This is a genomic window from Nocardia pseudobrasiliensis NBRC 108224 (assembly GCF_001613105.1).
GTDB lineage: Bacteria > Actinomycetota > Actinomycetes > Mycobacteriales > Mycobacteriaceae > Nocardia > Nocardia pseudobrasiliensis.
Genome location: NZ_BDBS01000039.1, coordinates 94316 through 117421 on the forward strand (window position 1 = coordinate 94316; position 23106 = coordinate 117421).

25 protein-coding genes are annotated in these 23106 nt (G+C 68.3%); 9 read left to right on the forward strand and 16 right to left on the reverse strand.

Annotated features, from left to right (window positions below):
• Window positions 1-152: 152 nt before the first annotated feature.
• On the forward strand, window positions 153-1061 hold the full coding sequence (locus NP4_RS28515; protein ID WP_068004489.1) for a cutinase family protein: 909 nt from the start codon (window positions 153-155) through the stop codon (window positions 1059-1061).
• 77 nt (window positions 1062-1138) lie between these two features.
• Here the strand turns inward: NP4_RS28515 and NP4_RS28520 are convergent, their stop codons facing one another.
• The 3 genes from NP4_RS28520 to NP4_RS28530 form a co-directional block, all read right to left on the reverse strand.
• Entirely contained in the window at window positions 1139-1402 is a 264-nt protein-coding gene (locus NP4_RS28520) for a hypothetical protein (RefSeq protein ID WP_068004491.1), read from the reverse strand.
• A 163-nt stretch (window positions 1403-1565) separates the two neighbouring features.
• On the reverse strand, window positions 1566-1817 hold the full coding sequence (locus NP4_RS28525; protein ID WP_068004493.1) for a hypothetical protein: 252 nt from the start codon (window positions 1815-1817) through the stop codon (window positions 1566-1568).
• 92 nt (window positions 1818-1909) lie between these two features.
• A complete protein-coding gene (locus NP4_RS28530) occupies window positions 1910-2608 on the reverse strand; it encodes a histidine phosphatase family protein (protein ID WP_068004495.1) in 699 nt (232 codons plus the stop codon).
• Window positions 2609-2775: 167 nt separating this feature from the next.
• Between NP4_RS28530 and NP4_RS28535 the strand changes: the two genes are divergently transcribed.
• Window positions 2776-4239: an MFS transporter gene (locus NP4_RS28535; protein WP_068004497.1), complete on the forward strand. Its 1464-nt coding sequence runs from the start codon at window positions 2776-2778 to the stop codon at window positions 4237-4239.
• A 153-nt stretch (window positions 4240-4392) separates the two neighbouring features.
• Here NP4_RS28535 and lysX read toward each other — a convergent pair whose 3' ends face one another.
• Entirely contained in the window at window positions 4393-7791 is a 3399-nt protein-coding gene (gene lysX / locus NP4_RS28540) for a bifunctional lysylphosphatidylglycerol synthetase/lysine--tRNA ligase LysX (protein WP_082876299.1), read from the reverse strand.
• A gap of 87 nt (window positions 7792-7878) precedes the next feature.
• Here lysX and NP4_RS28545 point away from each other — a divergent pair, with 87 nt between their 5' ends.
• The gene (locus NP4_RS28545; protein WP_062503121.1) at window positions 7879-8100 is read left to right on the forward strand and encodes an RNA-binding S4 domain-containing protein; all 222 of its coding nucleotides are present in this window, start codon (window positions 7879-7881) and stop codon (window positions 8098-8100) included.
• Here the strand turns inward: NP4_RS28545 and rraA are convergent, their stop codons facing one another.
• The 7 genes from rraA to NP4_RS28580 are packed head-to-tail and all read right to left on the reverse strand — an operon-like array spanning window position 8101 to window position 12585.
• Window positions 8101-8586 carry a ribonuclease E activity regulator RraA gene (gene rraA / locus NP4_RS28550; protein WP_068004499.1) on the reverse strand — a complete coding sequence of 162 codons (486 nt, stop codon included), beginning with the start codon at window positions 8584-8586 and terminating at the stop codon, window positions 8101-8103. It abuts the gene before it with no gap.
• Between the two features lie 47 nt (window positions 8587-8633).
• Window positions 8634-9092 (reverse strand): SRPBCC family protein, encoded by a 459-nt coding sequence (locus tag NP4_RS28555; RefSeq protein WP_068004502.1) that lies wholly within the window; start codon window positions 9090-9092, stop codon window positions 8634-8636.
• A gap of 37 nt (window positions 9093-9129) precedes the next feature.
• On the reverse strand, window positions 9130-10059 hold the full coding sequence (locus NP4_RS28560) for a CopD family protein (protein WP_068004571.1): 930 nt from the start codon (window positions 10057-10059) through the stop codon (window positions 9130-9132).
• Between the two features lie 8 nt (window positions 10060-10067).
• Window positions 10068-10613, reverse strand: coding sequence for a copper resistance CopC family protein (locus NP4_RS28565; protein WP_068004504.1), 546 nt, complete (start codon window positions 10611-10613; stop codon window positions 10068-10070).
• On the reverse strand, window positions 10610-11257 hold the full coding sequence (locus tag NP4_RS28570; RefSeq protein ID WP_068004512.1) for a YcnI family copper-binding membrane protein: 648 nt from the start codon (window positions 11255-11257) through the stop codon (window positions 10610-10612). Before NP4_RS28570 ends, NP4_RS28565 begins: the two co-directional genes overlap by 4 nt.
• A 44-nt stretch (window positions 11258-11301) precedes the next feature.
• Window positions 11302-11889, reverse strand: a complete 588-nt coding sequence (locus tag NP4_RS28575) for a hypothetical protein (RefSeq protein ID WP_147288085.1) — start codon at window positions 11887-11889, stop codon at window positions 11302-11304.
• Between the two features lie 54 nt (window positions 11890-11943).
• The gene (locus tag NP4_RS28580) at window positions 11944-12585 is read right to left on the reverse strand and encodes a DUF6474 family protein (protein ID WP_068004514.1); all 642 of its coding nucleotides are present in this window, start codon (window positions 12583-12585) and stop codon (window positions 11944-11946) included.
• Window positions 12586-12730: 145 nt separating this feature from the next.
• Between NP4_RS28580 and NP4_RS28585 the strand changes: the two genes are divergently transcribed.
• The 4 genes from NP4_RS28585 to NP4_RS28600 all read left to right on the forward strand — a co-directional run bounded on the left by NP4_RS28585 (window position 12731) and on the right by NP4_RS28600 (window position 17672).
• Window positions 12731-14545, forward strand: coding sequence for a TM0106 family RecB-like putative nuclease (locus NP4_RS28585; RefSeq protein ID WP_082876306.1), 1815 nt, complete (start codon window positions 12731-12733; stop codon window positions 14543-14545).
• Window positions 14538-16496: a molecular chaperone HtpG gene (htpG, locus tag NP4_RS28590; RefSeq protein WP_068004515.1), complete on the forward strand. Its 1959-nt coding sequence runs from the start codon at window positions 14538-14540 to the stop codon at window positions 16494-16496. The genes NP4_RS28585 and htpG overlap by 8 nt, the downstream gene beginning before the upstream one ends.
• A gap of 220 nt (window positions 16497-16716) precedes the next feature.
• Window positions 16717-16917, forward strand: coding sequence for a cold-shock protein (locus NP4_RS28595; RefSeq protein ID WP_068004516.1), 201 nt, complete (start codon window positions 16717-16719; stop codon window positions 16915-16917).
• A gap of 98 nt (window positions 16918-17015) precedes the next feature.
• Window positions 17016-17672 (forward strand): DUF1361 domain-containing protein, encoded by a 657-nt coding sequence (locus NP4_RS28600; protein ID WP_068004519.1) that lies wholly within the window; start codon window positions 17016-17018, stop codon window positions 17670-17672.
• Here NP4_RS28600 and NP4_RS28605 read toward each other — a convergent pair whose 3' ends face one another.
• A complete protein-coding gene (locus NP4_RS28605; RefSeq protein WP_062503138.1) occupies window positions 17673-18440 on the reverse strand; it encodes an SDR family NAD(P)-dependent oxidoreductase in 768 nt (255 codons plus the stop codon).
• A 156-nt stretch (window positions 18441-18596) separates the two neighbouring features.
• On the opposite strand from NP4_RS28605, the gene NP4_RS28610 reads away from it, so the two are divergent.
• A complete protein-coding gene (locus tag NP4_RS28610; RefSeq protein WP_068004576.1) occupies window positions 18597-19235 on the forward strand; it encodes a TetR/AcrR family transcriptional regulator in 639 nt (212 codons plus the stop codon).
• On the opposite strand, the gene NP4_RS28615 is transcribed toward NP4_RS28610, so the two are convergent.
• The 3 genes from NP4_RS28615 to NP4_RS28625 form a co-directional block, all read right to left on the reverse strand.
• A complete protein-coding gene (locus NP4_RS28615) occupies window positions 19232-19945 on the reverse strand; it encodes a TMEM165/GDT1 family protein (protein ID WP_068004521.1) in 714 nt (237 codons plus the stop codon). The genes NP4_RS28610 and NP4_RS28615 overlap by 4 nt on opposite strands.
• 319 nt (window positions 19946-20264) lie before the next feature.
• Window positions 20265-20792 (reverse strand): peptidase, encoded by a 528-nt coding sequence (locus tag NP4_RS28620; RefSeq protein ID WP_068004524.1) that lies wholly within the window; start codon window positions 20790-20792, stop codon window positions 20265-20267.
• Between the two features lie 166 nt (window positions 20793-20958).
• Window positions 20959-21582 (reverse strand): superoxide dismutase, encoded by a 624-nt coding sequence (locus NP4_RS28625; RefSeq protein WP_062503145.1) that lies wholly within the window; start codon window positions 21580-21582, stop codon window positions 20959-20961.
• Window positions 21583-21763: 181 nt separating this feature from the next.
• Here NP4_RS28625 and msrA point away from each other — a divergent pair, with 181 nt between their 5' ends.
• Window positions 21764-22468 carry a peptide-methionine (S)-S-oxide reductase MsrA gene (msrA, locus tag NP4_RS28630; RefSeq protein ID WP_068004527.1) on the forward strand — a complete coding sequence of 235 codons (705 nt, stop codon included), beginning with the start codon at window positions 21764-21766 and terminating at the stop codon, window positions 22466-22468.
• A 4-nt stretch (window positions 22469-22472) separates the two neighbouring features.
• Here the strand turns inward: msrA and NP4_RS28635 are convergent, their stop codons facing one another.
• Window positions 22473-23084, reverse strand: coding sequence for a hypothetical protein (locus NP4_RS28635; protein ID WP_068004529.1), 612 nt, complete (start codon window positions 23082-23084; stop codon window positions 22473-22475).
• Between the last annotated feature and the right edge of the window lie 22 nt (window positions 23085-23106).

Sequence of the window (23106 nt, forward strand, 5' to 3'; positions counted from 1 at the left end):
GCGGTGTGGCGCCGAACCGGTGGCGCGCGCTCGGATCGCCGAGTGCACAACCACGGTTCGCCGCTGGTTAACCGGCTCGCAAGACGGCGACTTCACCATGTCAACATAAACGACGGTGCCCTGGTACCGGGGCAGGCTTGAACTGGAGCAGTATGCGGTTGAAGAAATTGGTCGCGGCTGCAGGGGCAGCAGCGGCGGTGTTGTCGGGCGTGGCGCTCGGAACCGGTACCGCGGCCGCGGATCCCGGATGCCCGAGTCTGTATGTGGTGGCTGTCCCCGGCACCTGGGAGACCGGTGATCACCGGCCGGAGGATATGCACGGACCCGGCATGCTCGCCGGTGTCACGCGCGGCCTGCCCCGGTCCACCGAGGTGGACTATGTGGACTACGCCGCCACCGCCTTCCCGTGGGAGGGCGATGTGTACGGCGCGTCGAAGAAGCAGGCCATCGATAACGCGCGCGGTCTGCTCTCCGCGATGGTGGGTCGCTGCGCCGCCACGCATTACGCGATCGTCGGCTACAGCCAGGGCGCGGACGCCGCGGGCGATCTCGCGGCCGAGATCGGCACCGGCCTGGGCGTCGTCCCGCCGGATCGGGTCGCGGGTGTGGGCCTGATCTCCGATCCGCGGCGTTCGCCGCTGGACGTGCAGGTCGGTCCCGTCGTCGGCGGCGCCGGCGCGGGCGGGCCGCGGCCGGGCGGCTTCGGTTTCATCAGCGATCGGGTGCGCACCATCTGCGCGGCGGGCGATCTGTACTGCTCGACCGAGGATCAGGACTATGTCACCCGTTTCGCGGGCTTTTTGGCGCAGGCCTCCGGCGCGACCGCCGCGAATCTGTGGCGCTACCAGCTCGAGGCGGGTTCGATCATCGGCGATCTGATGTCGCACGGCGGCATTTCGACGCTGCAGTCCCAGCTCACCGACGATGCCAACCAGCAGCGGGTCAAGCAGCTGGAACAGTTCTACGGCTCGGGTGCGCACACCTCCTACGGCAACTACGGAGTCGGTGGCGGGCAGACCGCCATCACCTGGATGCACAACTGGATCGCCGGAATGTCGTGAGAATCTGATCCGCACAGGCTGATCGGCGTGGGCCGCTCCCTTTCGGAGCGGCCCACGCCGCGTTCCGGGTGGACGAATCAGCCGAACGAGCCGGTGCTCGGCAACTGCGGGGCGGGCGCGGGAGCGGGCGGGTTGTCCTGATCCGGATGGTGGTGGCGGCGGTGGTGATGATGGCCGTTCGGATCGCCCTGACCCGGCCGGTCGACCGCGACCGCCGAGGGATTCTCGCCCGTGGCGGCGAAGGCGGGAACGGCCACGGCCGCGAGCGGAGCCACGGTCAGCGCGCCGACGACGGCGATGCGGGTGGCCAGTGTGCGAGTGCGGAACGATGTGGTGCGCAACGGAATACCTCTCCTTCGAAGCTGTGGGTCACCGGATCGGCGGCCCCACGAGTTCCCATCGAAGCGGCCGGGGCTGGGACCGCTGTGCGATGCGCCTGGCAATCCGCTGGGGACGAATGAGGGCCGCTCCCCCGCAGCGGGAGCGGCCCTCGGGATGCTCGTTCTAGCCGAACGAACCGGTCGGCGGGAGCGCCCCGCCCTGCCACGCCGGGGCGGTTCCATCGCCCTGCCACGGGCCGTTGCCGTGATGGTGATGGCGGTGGTGATGATGATGATGGCCGGTGATCTGAGTCGCGCTGGGCACGGTGTCGTCGGCGAGTGCGGGGGCCGCGACGGCGGCCAGGGGTAGGGCTACCAGCGCCGCCGCGACGGCGAGCCGCGCGGCCGGGCGCGGGGTCTTGCTGAGGGAGAGCATGGGGGATCGCCTTTCGGATGACTCACGTTCCGCCATCCAACGATGCGCCGCTGGGACGCCGGTGCGATCCGGCTGGCAATCGACTGGGAGTTTCAGTCCGCCGCGTCACCCGCGGCGAGGTTGCGCGGCAGCAGATCCCACACGTGGCCGTTCTCGTTGACCGTCGCGGCGGTGCGAGCCCCCGTGCGGGAGTACAGGATCCGGGTGATCGAGCAGTAGTCGATCGGGAAGGTGAGCGGGCGGGCCAGGCCCAGCACATCCTGCAGCAGTACGTTGATCACCCCGCCGTGCGCGAAGACGACGACCGTATCGGCGTGCTCGGCGCTCGCGATGATCTGCTCGATCGCGGTGCGGACCCGCGCGACGAAGGCCGGGCCGTCGATCTGCTCGGGCAGATGTCCCGCCTTGATGCGTCGATAGGCGGCGCGGAACTGCTCGAGCAGCTGCTCCGAGGGCGCGGTGGCGTCGGCGGGCGTCGCACCGCCGGCCCAGCCGCGGGCGGCCTCGATCGGGACGTAGGCCGGTAGATCGCGGTCGTATTCGGCGAGGCCGTCCAGCACGTCGATCGGCAGGCCGAGTTTGTCGGCGGTCGGCGCGGCGGTTTCGCGGGCCCGGCGCTGCGGACTGCTCAGCACGCGGGTGATCCGATGCCTGCCGATCTCGAGTCGGGCCAGGGCGGCGGGCACGCGCGCGGCCTGTTCGACGCCGAGTTCGGTCAGGCCCGGATCGGCGGGACCGGAGGTCGACAGGGCGCCTTCCGGCTGGGCGTGACGCACGAGTACCAACTGCACGCCTCCACTCTGCCGTACCGCCCGAATGTGACCTTGTTCGCACCGGCGATGAATTCACGCCCGTCGCCGCGTCCTAGTTGGTGAGCACGACCAAATTCGGTTGTTCCACCGAATTTTCGGCAGTTAGCGTGCATCGACTCGGGGCGTCCGATCGGCGGAGGTGTGTTGTGGAAGGTAATGATCGAAGTAGATGGGCGGCGCTGTATCTGCTCTGCGGCGGGGCGCTGATGATCGTCCTCGACGCCACCATCGTCAATGTCGCGCTGCCCGCGATCGAGCACGAGCTGAACTTCACTCAGGCCAGTCTGGCGTGGGTGGTCAACGCCTATCTGATCGCCTTCGGCGGACTGCTGCTGCTGGTCGGGCGGCTCGGTGATCTGATCGGACGGCGGCGGATGTTCCTGGCCGGGCTGATCGTGTTCACCGTCGCCTCCGCGCTGTGCGGTATCGCGCAGAGTCAGGCCATGCTGATCGGCGCCCGCTTCCTGCAGGGCGCGGGCGGGGCCATGACCATCGCGGTGGTGCTCGGCATGATCGTGGCCATGTTCCCCGAACCGCGCGAGCAGGCCAAGGCGATCGGCGTCTACGCGTTCGTCGCCTCGGCGGGCGGTGCGGTCGGGCTGCTGGCCGGTGGCGTGCTGACCGAGGTGAACTGGCATCTGATCTTCGCCATCAACATTCCGATCGGCATTGTGATCGGCGTGGCCGCGCTGCGGATGCTGGACAACGATCCGGGGTTGGGTCTGAAGGAGGGCACCGATGTGCTGGGCGCGGTGCTGATCACCGCCGCCCTGATGCTCGGCGTCTACACGATCGTCAAGCCCGCCGCCGAACTCGGCTGGACCGCGAGCCGCACGCTGGTGCTGGGCGCGGTGTCGCTGGGACTGCTGGCCGCCTTCGTCGGCTGGGAGGCGTGGACGAAGCATCCGCTGATGCCGCTGCGAATCTTCCGCTCGCGCAACGTCTCCGGGGCGAATCTGATCCAGGTGCTGGTCGTTGCGGGCATGTTCGGCATGTTCTTCCTGGGCACGCTGTACATGGAGAAGGTGCTGGCCTTCACGCCGATGCGGGTCGGGCTGGCCTTCCTGCCGGTGACCGTGCTGATGGGCACGCTGTCGGTGCGCTACTCCGAGCGGCTGATCATGCGCTTCGGCGCGCGGACCACCCTGGTCCCCGGTCTGTCCCTGATCCTGATCGGCCTGCTGCTGTTCACGCAGGCCCCGGTGAACGGCAACTACTGGCTGCACGTGTTCCCGGTGATGGTCCTGTTCGGAATCGGTGCGGGCCTGGCCTTCCCGGCCCTGATGAACCTGGCGATGTCGGGCGTCTCGTCCGACGACGCGGGTATGGCCTCGGGCCTGGCCAACACCACCATGCAGGTCGGCGGTGCGGTCGGCCTGGCCGTGCTGGCCACCCTGTCGGGCAGCCGCACCAAGGATCAGATCACCGCGGGCGCATCGGAACTCGAGGCCCTGACCAGCGGCTTCCACCTTGCCTTCGCGGTCGGCGCGGGCTCGGTGATCGCGGCGCTGGCCGTCGCGATCCTGGTGCTGCGCTCGCGTTCGAGCGACGATCCGGATGCGGAGCTGGACGGACTGCAGGACGAGATCAAGACCGTGCACGTGTTCTGAGGTATATCGAAAAGGCCCGCTCCCCAAGGGGAGCGGGCCTTTTCACGCCCATTTTCCCGGCGTGCCCTCTTTATTTCCCGGCGTGTTCACGCCCTCTTTATTTCCCGGCGTGCTCACGCCCTCTTTATTTTCCCGGCGTGCTTTTCGCCGGGATCAACGCGGTTTCACCAATGGGAACGGTAGCGTCTCGCGAATACTGCGCCCCGTGATCAGCATGACCACGCGATCCACACCGACGCCCAGCCCGCCCGTCGGAGGCATGGCGAATTCCAGAGCGTGCAGGAAGTCCTCGTCCAGTTCCATCGCCTCCGGATCCCCGCCCGCGGCGAGCAGGGACTGTTCGGTGAGGCGGCGGCGCTGTTCGAGCGGGTTGGTGAGTTCGCTGTAGGCCGTACCCAATTCGACGCCCCAGGCCACCAGGTCCCAGCGTTCCGCGACGCCCGCGATGCTGCGGTGGGCGCGGGTGAGGGGGGAGACCGAGGTGGGGAAGTCGATGTAGAAGGTGGGGGCCTCGGTGGTGGCCTCGACGAGATGTTCGTACATCTCCAGGACGATCTGCCCGGCGTCCCAGCCGGGCTGATGCGGGACGCCCGCCTTGTCGCACAGCACGCGCAGGCGTTCGACATCGGTTTCGGGCGTGACGGTTTCGCCGATGGCCGCCGAGATCGCGCCGTGCACCGTCTTCACCGGCCAGTCGCCGGAGATGTCGACCTCGACGGGGACGCCGTCGGCATCGGGGCGCAGGGCGACGCAGCTGCCGTTGGCGGCGATCGCGGCCGCCTGGATGAGCTGACGGCAGGCGTGCATCATCCGTTCGTAATCGCTGTGCGCCTCATAGGCTTCCAGGATCGTGAACTCGGGATTGTGGCTGTAGTCCACACCCTCGTTGCGGAACACCCGGCCCAGTTCGAAGACCTTCTCCATCCCGCCCACGCACAGCCGCTTCAGATACAGTTCGGGCGCGATGCGCAGATACAGGTCCAGATCGTAGGCGTTGATATGGGTGGTGAACGGTGTGGCGTTCGCGCCACCGTGCACCTGCTGCAGCACCGGGGTCTCTACCTCGAGAAATCCCCAGCCGTTCAAGGTGTCCCGCAGCGAGCGCACCACGGCGCTGCGCTTGGCCAGCACCTCGCGGGTCTCGGCGTTGATCGCCATGTCGAGGTAGCGCTGGCGCACCCGGACCTCCGGATCGGCCAGGCCCCTCCACTTGTCCGGCAGCGGGTGCAGGCATTTGCCGATCATCCGCCAGTCCTGGGCGAGCAGTGACAGCTCGCCGCGGCGGCTGTGCCCGATCCGACCGCTGACCTCGATCAGATCGCCGAGGTCGAAATATTCGTCGAATTCGGCCGCCCGGTCCGCGCCCACGGTGCCGCGGTCGATGACCAACTGGATATCCTCGGACCAGTCGCGCAGTTCCGCGAAGATCACGCCGCCGTAATCGCGAATCCGCAACAGCCGCCCGCACACTCGTACGGTGGTGCCCTTGGGGGAGCGGCGCGCCGCGGCGACGGTATGGGTCGGGGGATACGCGACCGGATAGCCGTCCGCGCCCGAGGATTCGAGGCGGGCCAGTTTGTCCATGCGCACCCGCACCTGTTCGGGGCGGCGCGGCTGGGCCGAATCCAGTTCCTCCGGCGGCGGTTCGGGCGGGCTGCCGTCGGCATGCAGCCCGGACATGGTCGGCGGGACGGCCGAATGGATACCGGTGTGCGCCACGGCATCCGGCTTCTTGCCGATGCGCGGCAGATAGCCCTCGGCCAGCGCGCTGGCGATCGCGACCCGCACCAGTTGGCGGCGGTCCTCGAAGATGAAGAACCGTGGGGCCCAGTGCGGCTGATACTTCACATTCGACCGGTACAGCGCCTCGAGCTGCCACCAGCGCGAGAAGAACATCAGCACGCTGCGCCACAGCCGCAGCACCGGACCCGCGCCGATCCGGCCGCCCTCCTCGAAGACCGAACGGAACACCGCGAAGTTGAGCGAGACCTTGGTGATGCCGAACTGCTCGGAGGTGAGCGCCAGCTGCGAGATCATCAACTCCATGATCCCGTTGGGGCCCTTGGGATCGCGCCGCATGAGATCCAGCGACACACCCGTGCGCCCCCACGGCACCAGCGACAGCATGCCCCAGACCCGCTCACCCTCGATCGCCTCGACCAGCAGGCAGTTACCGTCCAGCGGATCGCCCAGGCGGCCCAGCGCCATCGAGAAACCGCGCTCGGTTTCGGTATCGCGCCACGCGTCCGCGCGTTTGATCGCGGCGGCCATCTCCTCGGGGGACAGTTCGCTGTGGCGGCGGATGCGCACGGTGATGCCCTGTTTGCGCAATCGGTTGGCGGCCTGGCGGACCTGTTTCATCTCCGGACCGGCCAGCGAGAACGCGCGGGTGTCCAGCAGCGCCTCGTCGCCAAGACGCAGCGCCGACAGTCCGGCCCGCCGATAGGCCGTGGCGCCGAGTTCGCTCGCGCCCATCACGGCCGGGGCCCAACCGTATTGGTCGGCCAGGCGCAGCCAGGCGTCGATGGCCTGCGGCCAGGCCTCCTTCAGGCCGATCGGATCGCCGGAGGCCAGGCAGACACCGAGTTCCACGCGATAGGTCACCGCGGCCTTACCGCTGGGGGCGAAGACCGCGGCCTTGTCGCGACGAGTCGCGAAGTAGCCCAGCGAATCCTCGACATCGGAGCGTTCCAGCAGGCCGCGCAGCGCGGATTCGTCCAATCCGGTCAGCGCGTTGGAGGCGCGCTGTGAGCGGAACAGCACGATCGCGGCGATCAGCAGCGCCAGCGCGCCCAGCAGACCGAGCAGCAGATTCACGAAATGCGGTGGATGCCCGTCGAAGTTGTCGTCTCCGAACAGGATCGCCGGGACCACCCGCGCGGCCGCCCACAGCGGCCGCTCCGGACCGCGCGGCAGACTGCCCGGGAACAGTTCGATCAGACCCCAGCCCAGCAGCCAGCCGACCGTCAGACCGCCGACCAGCACGCCCAGCGCCTTCCACAGCGCGCCCCGGCGGACCTGGGTGTAGAACTCCGGCCACGCCGCGATCAGCAGGCCGATCATCGCGACGTGAATCACCAAGGCCACCAGGGCGTTCGGATCGTGTTCGTCGGCGACGTCGAACGCGTTGGCCAGGGTGAACATCGCCAGATACGCGACCAGCAGCCACCAGGCGATGCGCTTGCGGGTGGCGATCGCCCCCGCGAGCAGGCCGACCATGAGCGCGGTCACCAGACTCGTATCGGGCGCGTCGAAGTAGTAGGCGTCGATATAGCGGCGCGGGACGGTCGTGATGTATCGCAGGCCCGGCGAAATGCTCCACAGCGCGCACAGAACCGAGAACACGCCGAGCGTCAGTCCGGCGATATGCGGGACGTCGCCGAGGCGGCCGTGGCCGCGATGCGGGACCTCCGTCGATCGCGTACTGCCCTTCGCGTGCCGGTCGTGCGTGGTTGTCACCCGATCAGTGTGCGGCTCGGCGCTGCCGGAACGCGGTACGCCGCCGGGCGAGTCCGCGTCGGTGGTGCTGGCGGTATTCGGTTGCGGCGCCATCAGGTTCGATCCTTTCGGCGGGCGTCGGCCACACCGGTTCCGGGGGCGGCGTGCGTGCTCGCGACGGCGGAAGTAAAGATGTACCCCATGTCGGATCCAGTCGATGTGCCGATCGATGACGATGTCATTCGACTCGGTCAGTTCCTCAAGCTGGCCAACCTCATCGAGAGCGGTTCGGAGGCCAAGACCGTTATCGCCGCCGGATTGGTGCGTGTCAACGACGAGGTGGAGCTACGGCGCGGACGTCAGTTACACGCCGGTGATGTGGTGGCCCTGGCCGGTCACCGCGCCAGGGTCACCGGGGGTTAGTCATTCGGCCCGGACGACGACGCCGTCGGCGTCGCTGTAGAGCATCTCGCCCGGTACGAACGTGACCCCGCCGAACTCGACGGTCACATCGCGCTCGCCCGATCCGGTCTGGGTGCTCTTGCGCGGATTGGTACCCAGCGCCTTGATGCCGATGTCGAGCGTGCGCAGGATCGCCGAATCGCGAACCGCGCCGTTGACGACGACACCGGCCCAGCCATTGGACACCCCGCGTCCGGCGATGATGTCGCCGACCAGGGCGGTGTGCACGCTGGCGCCGCCGTCGACGACCAGCACCCGGCCCTCACCCGGTTCGCCGAGGGTCTGCTTGACCAGCAGATTGTCCTGGAAGCAGCGGATGGTGACGATCCGGCCGGCGAAGCCCTCGCGGCCGCCGAACTGCGTGAACTGGGTGTCACAGCTGCGAATCTCGGGGCCGATCTCGTCCGCGAGGTCGGCGGTGGCAACTAGCTTTGCTGATTCGGTCACGCCAGTTAGCTTGCCATGCCCCGGATGAGCTTTTCCTGAGACGTTGCTCAGCGTTCCCGGACGAGGTGGAACGCCGCGATCTGCGTGGTCAGGTTGTGTGTCGAATGTTTGACCGCGAGCTTCACGAACGGCTCGATGGTCTTGCCCAGCAGCTTGCCCGCGATCCCGCCGGGCACCCGGTAGTCGACGATCGCGTCGACCGTGCAAGCGTTCTCACCCTTCGCGTGGAAGACGAAGGTGGATTCGATCTCGAAGCCCTTGATGGACTTCACCCCGATCGCGACATCCGGCTCCCACCGCACAACCTGGATGCGCGAACTGAGATGGGCCGGGCCGAGTTTGATATCGCCGTCGAAGGTGGCGCCCACGCCCTCGGTCTGCTCGGTGGTCGGGGTGAACTTGTGAACCTCGGTGATGAACTTCGGCAGATTCCGGTAGTCGTTGACATAGGCGAACGCGGTCTCGGCCGACGCGGCGCACTCCGCCACGATCTTCACTTCGGTCATGGCGGCCAGGGTAATCGGTGCCCGGTGCGCCCGCAGATCACGCCGTGACGGCCAGCGTCGCGGCCAGGCCGAAGACCACGGCCATGGTCACGACCTCGCCGATCGCCCGGCGCAGCGAGGATTGCGCGGACAGGCGATGTTCACTCGCCCGCGGCACCCAGGCGCGCCGCCACCACCAGCCGAGCGCAAGCAGGGCGGCCATGAGGACGGTCTTCGCCAGCAGGACGCGGCCGTAACCGGTGTCGAACAGCGGTGTCAGTGCCTTCATTCGGACCAGGCCGTTGCAGACCCCCGTCGCCGCGACCGTCGCCGCGGCGGGCAGCGCCCACCCCGAATAGCGCGGCAGTACCACCGCCCATTCGCCGCGCGTGCGCAACACCAGGGCCAGGGCCAGCAGCATGCCGAACCAACCCGCCGCGGCCAGCGCGTGCACCGCGCCCAGGACCGAACCCAGCGCCTGCTGGGACATATGCCCGGTGATCGGGCGCAGCACCAGCGCCACCGCGGCGAAGACCAGGACGGGTTCGGCCGCCGCGTGCGCGGGCCGCCGATACGCCAGCGCGCAGTAGCCGGTGACCACCGCGGTACCGACCAGAATCGCGATGCCGATCTGACCGCCGCTGATCCGGGTCAGATAGGTGCCGAAATCCCCGGCCCGCAGTCCGGCTACCCGCACCCCGACCACCTGCGCGGCCTCACAGGCCAGCACCGCGAATTCCAGTGCGGTCCACAGCCCCCCGAACGCGGCCAGCAGCCGCCACGGCGGTGTCAGCCGCTCGTGCAATCGGGGCAGGGCGGCCAGGCCGAGCACGATCGCGCCCGCGCAGTCGGCCAGCGCCCGCACCGGGGCCTCCGATTGCACCGCGTCGGGTGCGGCCAGCGCCCACGCCAGCGCGACGCCGAGCAGTGCGGCCGGGACGACCAGCAGCAGAACCGACCGCAGGGCGGTCGAACTGCCGCCGGTCATCGCCTTGTTCACGACTGCTTGCGACTCTTCTTGCCGCCCAGCAGCGCCACGGCCAGGCCGCCGCCGAACAGTACGACCGCGCCGACGATGAAGACCCACACCGGAACTCCGCCGGAGCCGCCCTCCTCACCGCCCGAACTGCTCGACGCGCCGGCCTTGGGGCCGGGCGTTCCGGTGCCGGGTTTGGTGAGGGTGAAGGTGCGGGTGCCGCTGACCGGATGGCCGTCGGCGGAGGTGACCCGGTAGGCGATCGTGTACTTGCCGGTCGGCCCGAGATCGCCGACCGGCACGCTGACCGTGGGGCCGTCGACGACGGGCTGACCCTTGTCCCAACGGTTTCCGTCCGGTCCGACGACGGTCAGCGACGGGAAGCTGGGCTGGAGATTCTCGTTGAAGGTCACGCTCACCCGCGCGGGGCCCGCATCGATCGAGGCCGCGTCGGCCGGTTCGCTGGCCACCGGGGTGGAATGCGCCGCCGCCGGACCGGCCGTCAGCAGGGCCAGGCCACCGGCCAGCAGCGCGGTGAGCAGTCCCGCGAGTAGTCGGCGCGTCATGACCGTCGGCTCCGGATCAGGCTGCCCAGGCCGAGGGCCGCGCCGAGCGCGCCCAGCGCCAGACCGATGCCGCCGAGCCAGCGCGCGGTGTTGTCGGCGCTGTCGTGCTCGTCGGTGGCCGCGGCGGCGGTGTGCGCGTCGCCGCCCTTGCTCGCCGCGAGAGTCAGTGTGGGCGCGGGATGTTCGGGCTCCTCGCCGCTCGGCGGCGTCGGCTGGTCCCAGGCCACGACCTTGCCGTCGCTGTAGGTCTGGGTGGCGGGCAGGCTGACGGTGCTCTGCTTGGGCAGCGGGCCGACCGACAGCACGAAGCGCTGGAACAGGCCCGGTCCGACACCCGGATTACCGGGATCCGCGGTCCAGGTGACGGCGGTGACCTGGTTCTTGTCGTTCTTGTCGACCTTGGTGCTCCACCCGGCCAGCGGCTCGGGACGGGCGGAGGACACGCCGGGCAGTTGCACGCTGAGCTTTGTGGTGGCGGCGGTCTCGGATTCGGTCGGCACCTTGAAGGTGACGACACCGTAGCCGCCCTGGGTGGCGCCGGGCGCATCGGCGGTCACATGGGCGGCGGCGGTTCCGGTGGCCAGCACGGCCAGTCCGGCGGCTGCGGTCGCGGCCACGAGGGCGCGCGAGATCACGATGGACATAGGGGTTTTCGCCTTCGCTGTCGGGGATGGGTGTGCGGGTGTGATCACACCGGCAGCGGTGGCGCGCGCGGGCCGTGCCTGCCGTCGGGCAGGAGGCGATAGGGGTGGGAGAACGTGATCGGCCGGGGGAGCGCGGCGGCGGGCGCCGCGGGCGCGCCGGGGCGGTCGACGGCCGCGTGACAGACCTGTGCGACAACCGAATACAGCCGTTCGGCGGCGGCGATGAGCAGTGCGCACAGCAGCGCGGCGAGCGCATGGGCCGCGGGCATCACGGGGAACGGGAGCCGGGATGCGAAAGGCAGTGCCGCGCGCGCGGATTCGTGCTGATGCCCGGTCAGTGCGGTGAGCGCCTCATGCCCGACCCATTGCCCGCCGACCAGCGCCGCGACAAGCGCGGCCCGCCGCGCCCGCTCGGTGTGCGCGGGCAGCGTTCCGGCCAGCGCGCCGATTCCGCTCGCGACCGATACCAGCAGGGTCAGCCCGGTCGAACCGGGATGACCGCCGCCGGAGATGCCGTGTGCGGCAATCGCCAAGGCCGCGATCGTCGCGCCGACCAGATATCCGCGCACGACCGTGCGCCCGCGCCGAGGTCTCGGTTCAGCGGTTCGATCGGGGCCGGTGGGCGCGCGCATCAGGTCGCCGCACAGCTCACCGGCCGGTATGGCTTGCCGCGGTGCATATTTCGATTATCGAACACCCAAACGGGCCAGCAGGTCCGCCTCGATGCCGGACAGTTCGGTGGAGATGGAGGCGTGCACCGCGCGGCGACGCGCGGCGGGCATCTGCTCGGCCGTGCGGACCGCGGCATTGAGGCTGTCGAGGCGGTCGCGGGTGGCGGCGATGAACTTCTTGGCGTCCGCGTCGGCGCCCGCGCGATTCTCGAGTTCGGCCAGCGTGGCCTCGACACCCGCGATGCGGGCCTGCAGTCGACCGCCGTGCCCGCTGAAATCGCTCAGCTGCTCGAGGCCGATGCCGAGCCGATGCGCGCGGCGGGTATCGATCTGGCCGCGGATGAAGGTGGCCGCCCGATACGCCAGCGGGGCCAGCACGGGGACCAGCACCCGGGCCACGCCGAGATACTTCTTGACCTGTCCGGCGCTGAGCAGTTCGCGCTCGGCCCGCTCGGCCGCCTTGAGCGCGGCCTTCTCCTCCGCCTTGAGCGTGGCCACCTGCTGCTTGGCCACCTCACGCTGGTTGCGCGCGTGCGCGCGGTCGCGCTTGCGTTGGTTGCGCGCGCCGAGTTTGGCCTCCAGCTTCGCCTTGTGCTTGAGGGCTTTCGCCTCGGCTTTGCGGTCCGGGCGCCGCTTGCGCTTGGTGAACAACCCCATCGAAAAGGCCTCCGTCATCGAGCCACACGGTTTGCGCCAACCATATCGGTTCGGCCCGAGCCGTTGCGAGGGCACGCTCGATCCGCAACCGCTCTGTGCAGTGTGGTTCACGGTCTTGTCGGGGGTGGGGGCCATACTGCATTACGTGTATTCGGGCAGTGGCGACCGGGAAGGTCGCGAGCGGGACGGTGGCGAGGACGTGCGGCGGGCGGCCGTGGTCTCCACCGCGCCCGCGCCCGCGGCCCCTACGCCCGGGCGCGTCGCGGGCTCGGTGAACGGCGCCGAGAAGGCCGCCGCCGCAGGCGAAGTCGAGCGGGTGGCGTATGTGGACGCGCGATCGCTGATCGGCTGCCGACATCGGCTGCATCTCGAGGCCACCCATCCCGAGGTGCTGTCCGGCGTGACCGAGGACGCGGGGGTCAAACAGCGGCGCGAGGCGGCCGCGGCGCATCGGGAGCGGGTGCGCGACACCCTCGTCGCGGCGGCCCCGCAGCAGTGGGTGATCATCGACCCCACCCGATCGGCCGCCGAGCGGGCCGAGGCGACCATGCGCGCCTGCGCCGAGGGCGTCGCGCGCATCTGGGGCGCGCTGCTGCCGCAGGAGCCCGATACCGGCCGCCGCGGCGGCGCGGAGATTCTGCTGCGCGACGACGATCGGGGCGGCTACATCCCGGTCATCGTGGTCAATCACAAGGTCACCGATCCGCGCCAGCCCGATCCGGCCGATTTCCATCCGCTCACCTCGGACCTGTACCGCTGGCGGCCCCGATCCGACCGACATGTCCGCATCCGCACCCAGCCGCGCGATCAGCAGCGCCTGGCGCATCTGTACCGCATGCTGCAGCGGCACGGGATGGCCAGTCCGGCGCTGGTCGGCGGCGCGATCGGCTACCACTTCGATCGCATCCTGGTACACGATCTGGGCCCGCTGCTCGACGATTACGACCGCCGCTACGCCGATCGGATCGCGGTGGTGCGCGGCGAACTGCCGACCGTGCCGTCCAAGGTTCCCGAATGCAGGCAGTGCCCGTGGTGGTCGCGTTCGGCCACGCCGGAGGCGCCCAGCTGTGAGCGCTGGCTGGTCGAACATCGCGATATCAGCCTGGTCGCCCCGGGTTCGCGCGCGGAACTGCTGCGTCGCCACGGCGTGGAGACCGTGGAGGATCTGGCCGGTTGGACCGGCGACGATCCGGACGACTGGCAGTACGAGCCGTTCGCCGAGACCGTGGTCACCGCCCGCGCCTGGATCTCCGGAGCGCCGCTGGTGCGCCGCGTCGAGCGGGTCCGGGTGCAGCGGGCGGATGTCGAGGTGGACGTCGATCTGGAGAGTTTCCAGGAATTCGGCGCGTATCTGTGGGGCACACTGCTGGACGGGGTGTACCGCCCGTTCGTCTCCTGGGATCCGCTGCCCACCACCGATGAGGCCCGCTCGTTCGCCGAATTCTGGACCTGGCTGATGAATGTGCGCGCCGAGGCGGCCGCGGCGGGGAAAACCTTTGCGGCGTACTGCTATTCGCGCACCGCCGAGGACAAGTGGCTCTACGAGTCGGCCCGCCGGTTCGCCGGGATGCCGGGCATACCGACCGAATCCGAGATCCGCGATTTCGTCGACGGCCCGCAGTGGGTCGACATGTTCCAGGCCGTCTCGGAACAGTTCATCTGCCCCGGCGGTAAGGGCCTGAAGAAGATCGCGCCGGTGGCGGGTTTCTCCTGGCGCGATCCCGAGGCCGGCGGCGAGGCGTCGATGAGCTGGTATCGGGAGGCGGTCGGCTACGACGGCGAGATCGACCTCACCCAGCGCACCCGGCTGCTCGAGTACAACGAGGACGACGTCCGCGCGACCAAGGTGCTGCGCGACTGGATGGATCCCAAAACCCCCGGTACGCCCAGCGCCGATACCGAGGTCCCGGGTATGGGAGACTTCCGCGGTCCGGGTTTCGTAATATCTGGACGTGACTGAGCACGTCGAACAACTCGAGTTTCAGGCCGAGACCCATCAGCTCCTGGAATTGATGATCCACTCGGTCTATTCGAACAAGGACATCTTCCTGCGCGAGCTGATCTCGAACGCCTCCGACGCACTGGACAAACTGCGGCTGGAATCGTTCCGGGACAAGGACCTCGAGGTCGACACCTCCGATCTGCACATCGAGTTGGAGGTCGACCGCGACAACCGGATCGTGACCGTCCGCGACAACGGCATCGGCATGGCCCGAGCCGAGGTCGTGGATCTCATCGGCACGCTGGCGAAATCCGGTACGGCCCAGCTGCGCCGGCAGTTGAACGAGGCCAAATCCGAGGCGGCCGCCGAGGAGCTGATCGGTCAGTTCGGCATCGGCTTCTATTCGACCTTCATGGTGGGTGACAAGGTCACGTTGACCACCCGCAAGGCGGGTGAGGCCACCGGCACCCGCTGGGAATCCACCGCGGGCAGCCCGACCTACACCATCGAGACCGTCGAGGACGCCCCGCAGGGCACCTCGGTCGCGGTCCAGCTGAAGCCCGCCGACGAGGAGGATCACCTCTTCGACTACACCCAGGAGTGGAAGCTCCGCGAAATCGTCAAGAAGTACTCCGATTTCATCGCCTGGCCCATTCGTATGCCGGTGGAGCGCACCGTCACCGAGGGTGAGGGCGAGGACAAGCAGGAGAAGACGATCCTCGAGGAGCAGACCCTCAACTCGCAGAAGGCGCTGTGGACGCGGCCGCGCGGTGAGGTCTCCGAGGAGGAGTACAAGGAGTTCTACAAGCACATCGGCCACGCCTGGGACGATCCGCTCGAGATCATTCCGCTCAAGGCCGAGGGCACCTTCGAATATCAGGCGCTGCTGTTCATTCCGACGAACGCGCCCTTCGATCTGTTCATGCGCGAGGCCAAGCGCGGCGTGCAGCTGTACGTGCGGCGGGTGTTCATCATGGACAACTGCGAGGAGCTGATGCCGGAGTATCTGCGCTTCGTCAAGGGTGTGGTGGACGCGCAGGACCTGTCGCTCAACGTCTCTCGCGAGATCCTGCAGCAGGACCGGCAGATCCAGATGATCCGCAAGCGGCTGGTGCGCAAGGTGCTCTCGACGGTCAAGGATCTGCAGAACGCCGAGGACAAGACCAAGTACCAGACCTTCTGGAAGGAGTTCGGCCGAGTCCTCAAGGAGGGTCTGCTGTCGGATTTCGACAATCGCGAGACCATCCTGCAGGTGTCGTCGTTCGCGTCGACCCATTCGACCGACGAGCCGACCACCCTCGCCGAGTACATCGCGCGGATGCCCGAGGGTCAGGACCAGATCTACTACATGACCGGCGAATCCCGGCAGCAGATCGAGAACTCCCCGCACCTCGAGGCATTCCTGGCCAAGGAGCGCGAGGTGCTGATCCTCACCGATCCGGTCGACGAGATGTGGGTCGGTTCGGTGCCGGAGTTCGACGGCAAGCAGTTCCAGTCCATTGCCAAGGGCGAGGTGGATCTGGAGTCCGAGGAGGAGAAGAAAGCCTCGGAGCAGCTGCGCGAACAGCAGAGCAAGGATTTCGGCGAGATGCTGACCTGGTTGCAGCAGACGCTGGCCGACAGCGTCAAGGAGGTGCGGTTGTCCGCCCGCCTGACCACCTCCCCGGCCTGCATCGTCGGCGACGCGTTCGATTTCACCCCGCAGCTCGAGCGAATGTACCGGGCCTCGGGTCAGGCGCTGCCGGAGACCAAGCGCATCCTGGAGCTCAATCCGGATCACGCCCTGGTGACGGGTCTGCGCGACGCGTACGCCGGGCGCAAGGCCGACGCCGATGCCGGTAAGGCCGAGGATCTGCGGGCCACGGCCGAATTGCTGTACGGCACAGCGGTTCTCGCCGAGGGTGGGGAATTGAAGGACCCGGCGCACTTCGCCAAGGTGCTCACCGATCGGCTGACCGCTACGCTGTGACCCAGGTCATAACGGAACACCCCTGCGGGAACTTCCCGCAGGGGCATACGTTAGACATGAGGGTCGCAGTTTTCAGCATGTTCGTGTTACCACTCGGGCTCGCGCGGAACATTGTGCGGGCGTCGGTTTTCTCCTTGCGAGGCAAGTTGCAAGTCGCCGTCTGATGCGACCCGGTCCCACGACCGTGGGGTCGACATAACAACTCGTCAGGAGACGACAGATGGTTCAGGGAACCGTGAAGTGGTTCAACTCGGAAAAGGGCTACGGCTTCATCGCCCATGAGGGCGGCCCCGACGTTTTCGTACACTACTCGGAGATCGACGGCTCCGGCTACCGGGGTCTGGAAGAGGGCCAGCAGGTCACCTTCGAGATCACCCAGGGCAAGAAGGGCCCGCAGGCTTCGGGCGTTCGCGCGGTCTGATACGCCGCCGAGCTTCGAATACCAAGACCCGCACCGGATTTCGGTGCGGGTCTTCGCTGTTCGCGGGTTCGGTGCGCGGCTCTCGGCATCATGGATTCATGGATGTGGTCGATGCCGTGACGCCCAGCCTGCTGGGTCTGCTACAGCGGAACTTCTTCTGGATGTCCTGGAACACGCTGCTGGCGTGGATTCCGGTGGGCTTGGCGCTGCTGCTGTTCCGGGCCGGGCGGGTGCCGTGGTCGCCGCTGTGGTGGGGCGGGCTCGTACTGTTCGTGCTGTTCCTGCCGAACGCGCCCTATGTGGTGACCGATCTCGTGCACCTGCGCTACGACGTGCGCTTCGTGGCGGACGGGCCGGTGGTCACCACCGTGCTGCCGCTGTACGCCGGGCTGATCGGATCCGGCTTCCTGGCCTATTATCTGGCGCTTGCCGAGCTCGGGGGATTCCTGGACCGGATCGGCCGCGCGCACTGGCGCGCCCCGATCACGCTCACGCTGCATCTGCTGTGCGCGGTCGGCATCTTCCTGGGCCGCTTCGTGCGGCTCAACAGCTGGGAGCCGGTGGTGCAGCCGCGCGGTGCGTTCGATCGGATCATGTTGTCGCTCACCTGGTCCTGGGCGCCCGCGGCGATCGTGGTGCTGTTCGTGGTGACGGCCGTCGGCCATTTCGTCACCAAGGCCGTGGCCGAGGCCACGGTCGCCAGCCTGCGCCGGGCGATCCTGTGGATTCGCCCGGCGCCGACCGGATCGGTGTGATTACCGCGGGGCCATGCGCAGCGCGCCGTCCATGCGGATGGTCTCGCCGTTGAGGTAGTCGTGCTCGACGATGTACTGCGACAGCTGCGCGTACTCGTCCGGGCGGCCCAGGCGCGAGGGGAACGGCACGCCCGCCTCGAGGCCCTTGCGGTACTCCTCGGTGACGCCGGCCAGCATCGGGGTGTCGATGATGCCGGGGGCGATGGTGTTGACCCGAATGCCGAACTGGGCCAGGTCGCGCGCGGCCGGAATGGTCATACCGGCGACGCCGCCCTTGGAGGCCGAGTAGGCGATCTGGCCGATCTGGCCCTCGAAGGCCGCCACCGACGCGGTGTTGATGACCACGCCGCGCTGGCCGTATTCGTCGACCGGCTCGGTCTTGGCGATGGCGTCGGCGGCCAGGCGCATGACATTGAAGGTGCCCAGCAGGTTCACGGTGATGACCGTGCGGAACAGCTCCAGATCGTGCGGGCCGTTCTTGGACAGGATGCGACCCGCCCAGCCGACACCGGCGCAGTTGACCACGATGCGCGGCGGCACACCGGATTCGACGACCTTGGCGACCGCGGCGGCCACCTCGTCGTTGCTGGTCACGTCGGTCGGAATCAGGGTGACACCCGCGGGGACGCTGTCGCCCGCGCGCTCGATCGACTGCTGCAGATCCAGGCCGAACACGGTCGCGCCCAGATCGGCGAAGCGCTTGGCGGTCGCGGCGCCCAGACCGGACGCAGCGCCGGTGATGATTGCGGCGGAGCCGGAAATCTCCACGGTGTTATGGTCCTCTCGTTCGTGACGGCCCTTCGCTGGCCCTCCGTCGTTACGCACCCTAACCGGCGTTCCGGGCAGATCGGTCGGGGGATGGTCGGTTCGGCGCAGAATGGAGCGGCCAGCGAATCGTCGATCGCACAACAACGGAGTTGCCGCATGCCGGAGCCGGGCCTCACCGTCCGCCAACTGCCCCGTGGCCGCCACGGTCTGCCCCGCGAGACCGTGGTGCAGTCCCAGCGCGAACGCATTCTGAGCGCCATGGCCGAGGTGATGGCCGAGAACGGTTATGTGAAGACCTCGGTCGCGATGATCATCAAGCGCGCCCGGGTGTCGCGGGAGACCTTCTACGAGCAATTCCGCTCCAAGGAGGACTGTTTCGAGGCCGCCTACGAGCGCGCGGTGGAACTGCTGCTCGCGCGGATCGACGCAACCGTAGGGGCGCAATCGAATTCGGAGCCGGGGCGGCTGGACCGCATCCTGGACGCTTATCTGGAGGGCCTGGTCGCCGAACCGGCCTACGCGCGGCTGTATCTGGTCGAGGTCTACGCCGCGGGGCCGACGGCGATCACTCGCCGCATGACGCTGCAGGAGACGTTCACGGCCCTGCTCGGCCAGGCACTCGGCGCGAGTACCGAGGAGCAGCGCTTCGCCTGCCAGACCCTGGTCGCCGCGATCGGCGCGCTGGTGACCGCCCGCGTCGCCGCCGAGGATCTGGACGGTCTGCGCGCGTTGCGTGAACCGCTGGTGGATATGGTCCGCCGCGGCGGGCAGCTGTACGGATCGGCGAACGTCTAACGCGCGTCGCCGATTTCGGCGCGTTCGCGATCGGCGGCCGCGGTCGGCGCGCCCGCCCGGCGACCGCGTACCCACAGCGCCAGACCCGCGGCGATCGGCGCGAGGGCCGCCAGGCCCATCTCCGCGACCCGGCCCAGTTCCAGCGTCGACAGCAGTGTGGCCGCGCCGATGTAGAGGAACAGCAGGCCCGAGCCGAGGGCGATGGCGCGCTCGGGAATGTGCTTGCCGACCGTGATGCCCACCGCGATCGCCAGACCGCCCGCGGCGACCATGCCCGCGACCGAGCCGAGCCAGACGCCGAGCCAGCCGTGCTGGGAGGCCAGGGCGATGGTGGCGAACATGGTCCGGTCGCCGAGTTCGGCGAGCAGGAAGGCCGAGACCACCACGAACAGCGCGCGGCCGGACTTCGGCGCGGCCGGTTCCTCATCGGCTTCGGCCGCGGGCTCGCGCACCTCGCGCAATGTCCAGAGACCGACGCCGAGCAGGATTACGGCGGTGATGACGGCGATGAGATCGGTGGGCAGCGCCGCGCCCAGGAAGTGGCCGACGGCCACGGCGATCAGATTCACCGCGACGCTCGCGGCCGCGATGCCGGACAGGACGACCCACCAGCGATAGCGCAGCGCGAAGGTCAATGCCATCAGCTGCGATTTGTCACCGAGTTCGGCGACGAACAGCACGCCGAAGCTCAGCAATATCGTGGCGATCATGAAAACGGCTCCCAGGTCTTCGGCCTGCCGGCCGAAGACGGGTTGCCTTCAGCCGACAACGCATCCGAATAATCGGTTGGTCTTGTCATCGGCCGAAGGTCTCGCCCACCGGATGGGACCGGTTCGCCTGGCCGGATCCGGGTCTCGGATCAGTATGTCGACCACACGATTGCGGGCTACTCCCCTTCGCTGTCGCCCACCCTACCCGCGGCGTGCGCTGTACGCAAAGTGGCTATCCGCGAAATAGCAATGCGCGCAATAAGTTTGGGATACCACCCATGAAGTTTCGGTAACCCTCGAGAACCCGGCAGGCGGCCCGTCACGCGGCGAGCAGCATGGCCAGAACCGCGGTGTCGGGATCGCTGCTCGGATCCACGCCGACCCGGCTGACCATCGAGGTGACCGTCCCGTCCGACTCCGCCTCGACCCACGCCGCGCGGTGTTCCAGACCCAGATGCGGTACGCCCGGCAGCAGTACGCAGCCCGAGGCCGCACCTACGCACTCGGGCAGCGAGGGCCGGGTCTCCGAGGGCGGATGCAACATCATCAGCGCCGGCGGCACATGGGCGGCAAACCGGCCCGGCGACAGCGCCTCCTCGCCGAGCACCGGCCCCTCGGCCAGGACCAGCCCGACCGTGCCCGGGGCCGGATCATCGGGCAGTTCCTCGCGCGCGCCGAAGACGGTCGTGGTGGTGAGCAGTCCGGGCAGGCTGGCCACCCGCACGGCCAGGGCCAGCAACTGGGCCCACTCCTTGGTGGTGTCCGGCCAGCGACCGGAGATGACGAATCCCCGCAGTGAACCGCGTGAGTGGAACGGCGTGACGCCGACATGATCGTTGCTGCGCATCAGATGCCTCCCGCGAGCCCGTCCGGTGCCCTGTGAGTACCCGAGAATGACGCAAACAATGTCTGGCACACAAGTACCAGAGAGTGCCAACCCGCAGGTAACAGCGCGGAAACATGAAACGGGCCCGCGAACCACGAGGGTTCGCGGGCCCGTTACGGGTCGGCTCTTATCCGAAGACCAGGCCCTTGCCCTGCGAGACGGCGCGGGCGAAGCGGTCCTGCACGTCGGCCCAGTTGACGACGTTCCAGAACGCCTTGACGTAGTCCGCCTTGACGTTCTTGTACTGCAGGTAGAAGGCGTGCTCCCACATGTCGACCTGCAGCAGCGGGATGATGCCCAGCGGCACGTTGGCCTGCTGGTCGTACAGCTGGAACGTGAGCAGCTTCTGGCCCAGGGTGTCGTAACCCAGCACGGCCCAGCCCGAACCCTGCAGGCCGTTGGCGGCCGCGGTGAACTGCCCGCGGAACTTGTCGAACGAACCGAACTGGTCGTCGATCGCGGCGGCCAGCTCGCCGGTGGGCTTGTCGCCGCCGTTGGGCGACAGGTTCTTCCACCAGATGGAGTGGTTCACATGCCCACCGAGGTGGAAGGCCAGGTTCTTCTCGTGCAGGAAGATCGCGCCGTGATCACCGGACTCGCGCGCGGCCTCCAGCTTCTCGAGCGCCGTGTTGGCACCGGCGACGTAGGCCGCGTGGTGCTTGGAGTGGTGCAGCTCGTTGATCTGCCCGGAGATGTGCGGCTCCAGGGCGCCGTAGTCGTAATCCAGATCTGGCAGCGTGTACTCAGCCACGATGTCCCTTCCTCATGATGTCGGGCCGTGTGCGCACGGACTTGTCGTGCGCACCCAACCATCATTCGTACACCCGCTCGATTGCAACCGGGTTCGATCCCCCCGGATTCCAATACCCCGCGAGTTTCCCTGAACGTAAACCCCAAACGGGCCGGAGCTGGCCGCGCGTAGCATCGATGGCATGTCGTGGCTCGACGAGTTGGCCGGGCGGCTGCGGCTTCCGCCGCCGGTCATGGTGACGCCCGAGCAGGCTCTGCCCGGGCGGGCGGAGCCGGTTTCGGCGCCGAAGATCCACTATGTGAACGGCCATCCGCTCGGCCCGCCGTTCCCCGACGGCATGCGGCTCGCGGTGGTCGCGATGGGCTGCTTCTGGGGTGCGGAGAAGGGCTTCTGGGAGCTCGACGGTGTCTATACGACCGCGGTCGGATACATGGGCGGATTCACCCCGCATCCGACCTACGAGGAGGTATGTTCCGGCCGGACCGGACATGCCGAGGCCGTGCTGGTGGTGTTCGATCCCGAGGTGCTCGACTATCGCGGCGTGCTCGAGCACTTCTGGGAGGATCACGACCCGACGCAGGGTATGCGCCAGGGCAACGACCGTGGCACGCAGTATCGTTCGGCGATCTTCGCCCTCGACGAGCATCAGTTGGAGATCGCGCGCGAGACCGCGGCGGCCTATCAGCAGCGCCTGACCGCGGCCGGATTCGGTGAGATCACCACCGAGATCCACCCGGTCCCGACTCCGGTCGTCCCCTATCCGAAATCGGTACCGCCCGGATTCTTCTACGCCGAGGGGTACCACCAGCAGTACCTGGCAAAGAATCCGGGCGGCTACTGTCCCGTGCACGCCACGGGCGTCAGCTGTACCGCGCCGACCGCCTGATCTCCTACATCGGCGGGGCGACGTCGGGCAGCATCGTGCGCGGATCGCAGTGGTCGTGCGCCTCCCACCAGCGTTGACCGCCCGCGATGAAATCGGCGGGCGCGATGGGTCGCCCGGCGGCGGTTTCGATTTCGATGTTCTCGAACCAGACCCGCACGTCGAGTTCGCGCGGATCGACGCCCTCCTGCTGGGAGAACTCCAGGACGTGGGCGGCCGGACGGTCGCTGACCACGGTGTCGAAGCTGAGCAGCTCCCGCCACAGCGACCAGCTGCTGTCGTCGACGTCGATGAATTCCCAGCCGTGCAGCGCGCCGCCGCCGAAGCTTGCGATGGCCTCGCCGAGGCCGTCGAGGGCGAGCGGGAAGACCTTGGGCTCGATATCGTCCCAGTTCTGTACGCGCAGCGAGGCGGCGACCCGGCTGACCCCGGTCAGCGTGAGCCACACCCGGCTGTCCTGGGGCGGCTCACCCTCCGTGGGCAGGGTCAGCACCTCCAGTTCAAGGCGAATTCTGGCGGCCGCGGGATCGGCGGTCACCGCGAGGCATGTGGCCTCGGCCAATGCTGTGTTCAGACCTGTCGTATCCAATTTGTCGACTAACCCCCTGCTCGCGTCCATGGCACCCAGGCTACCGATACTG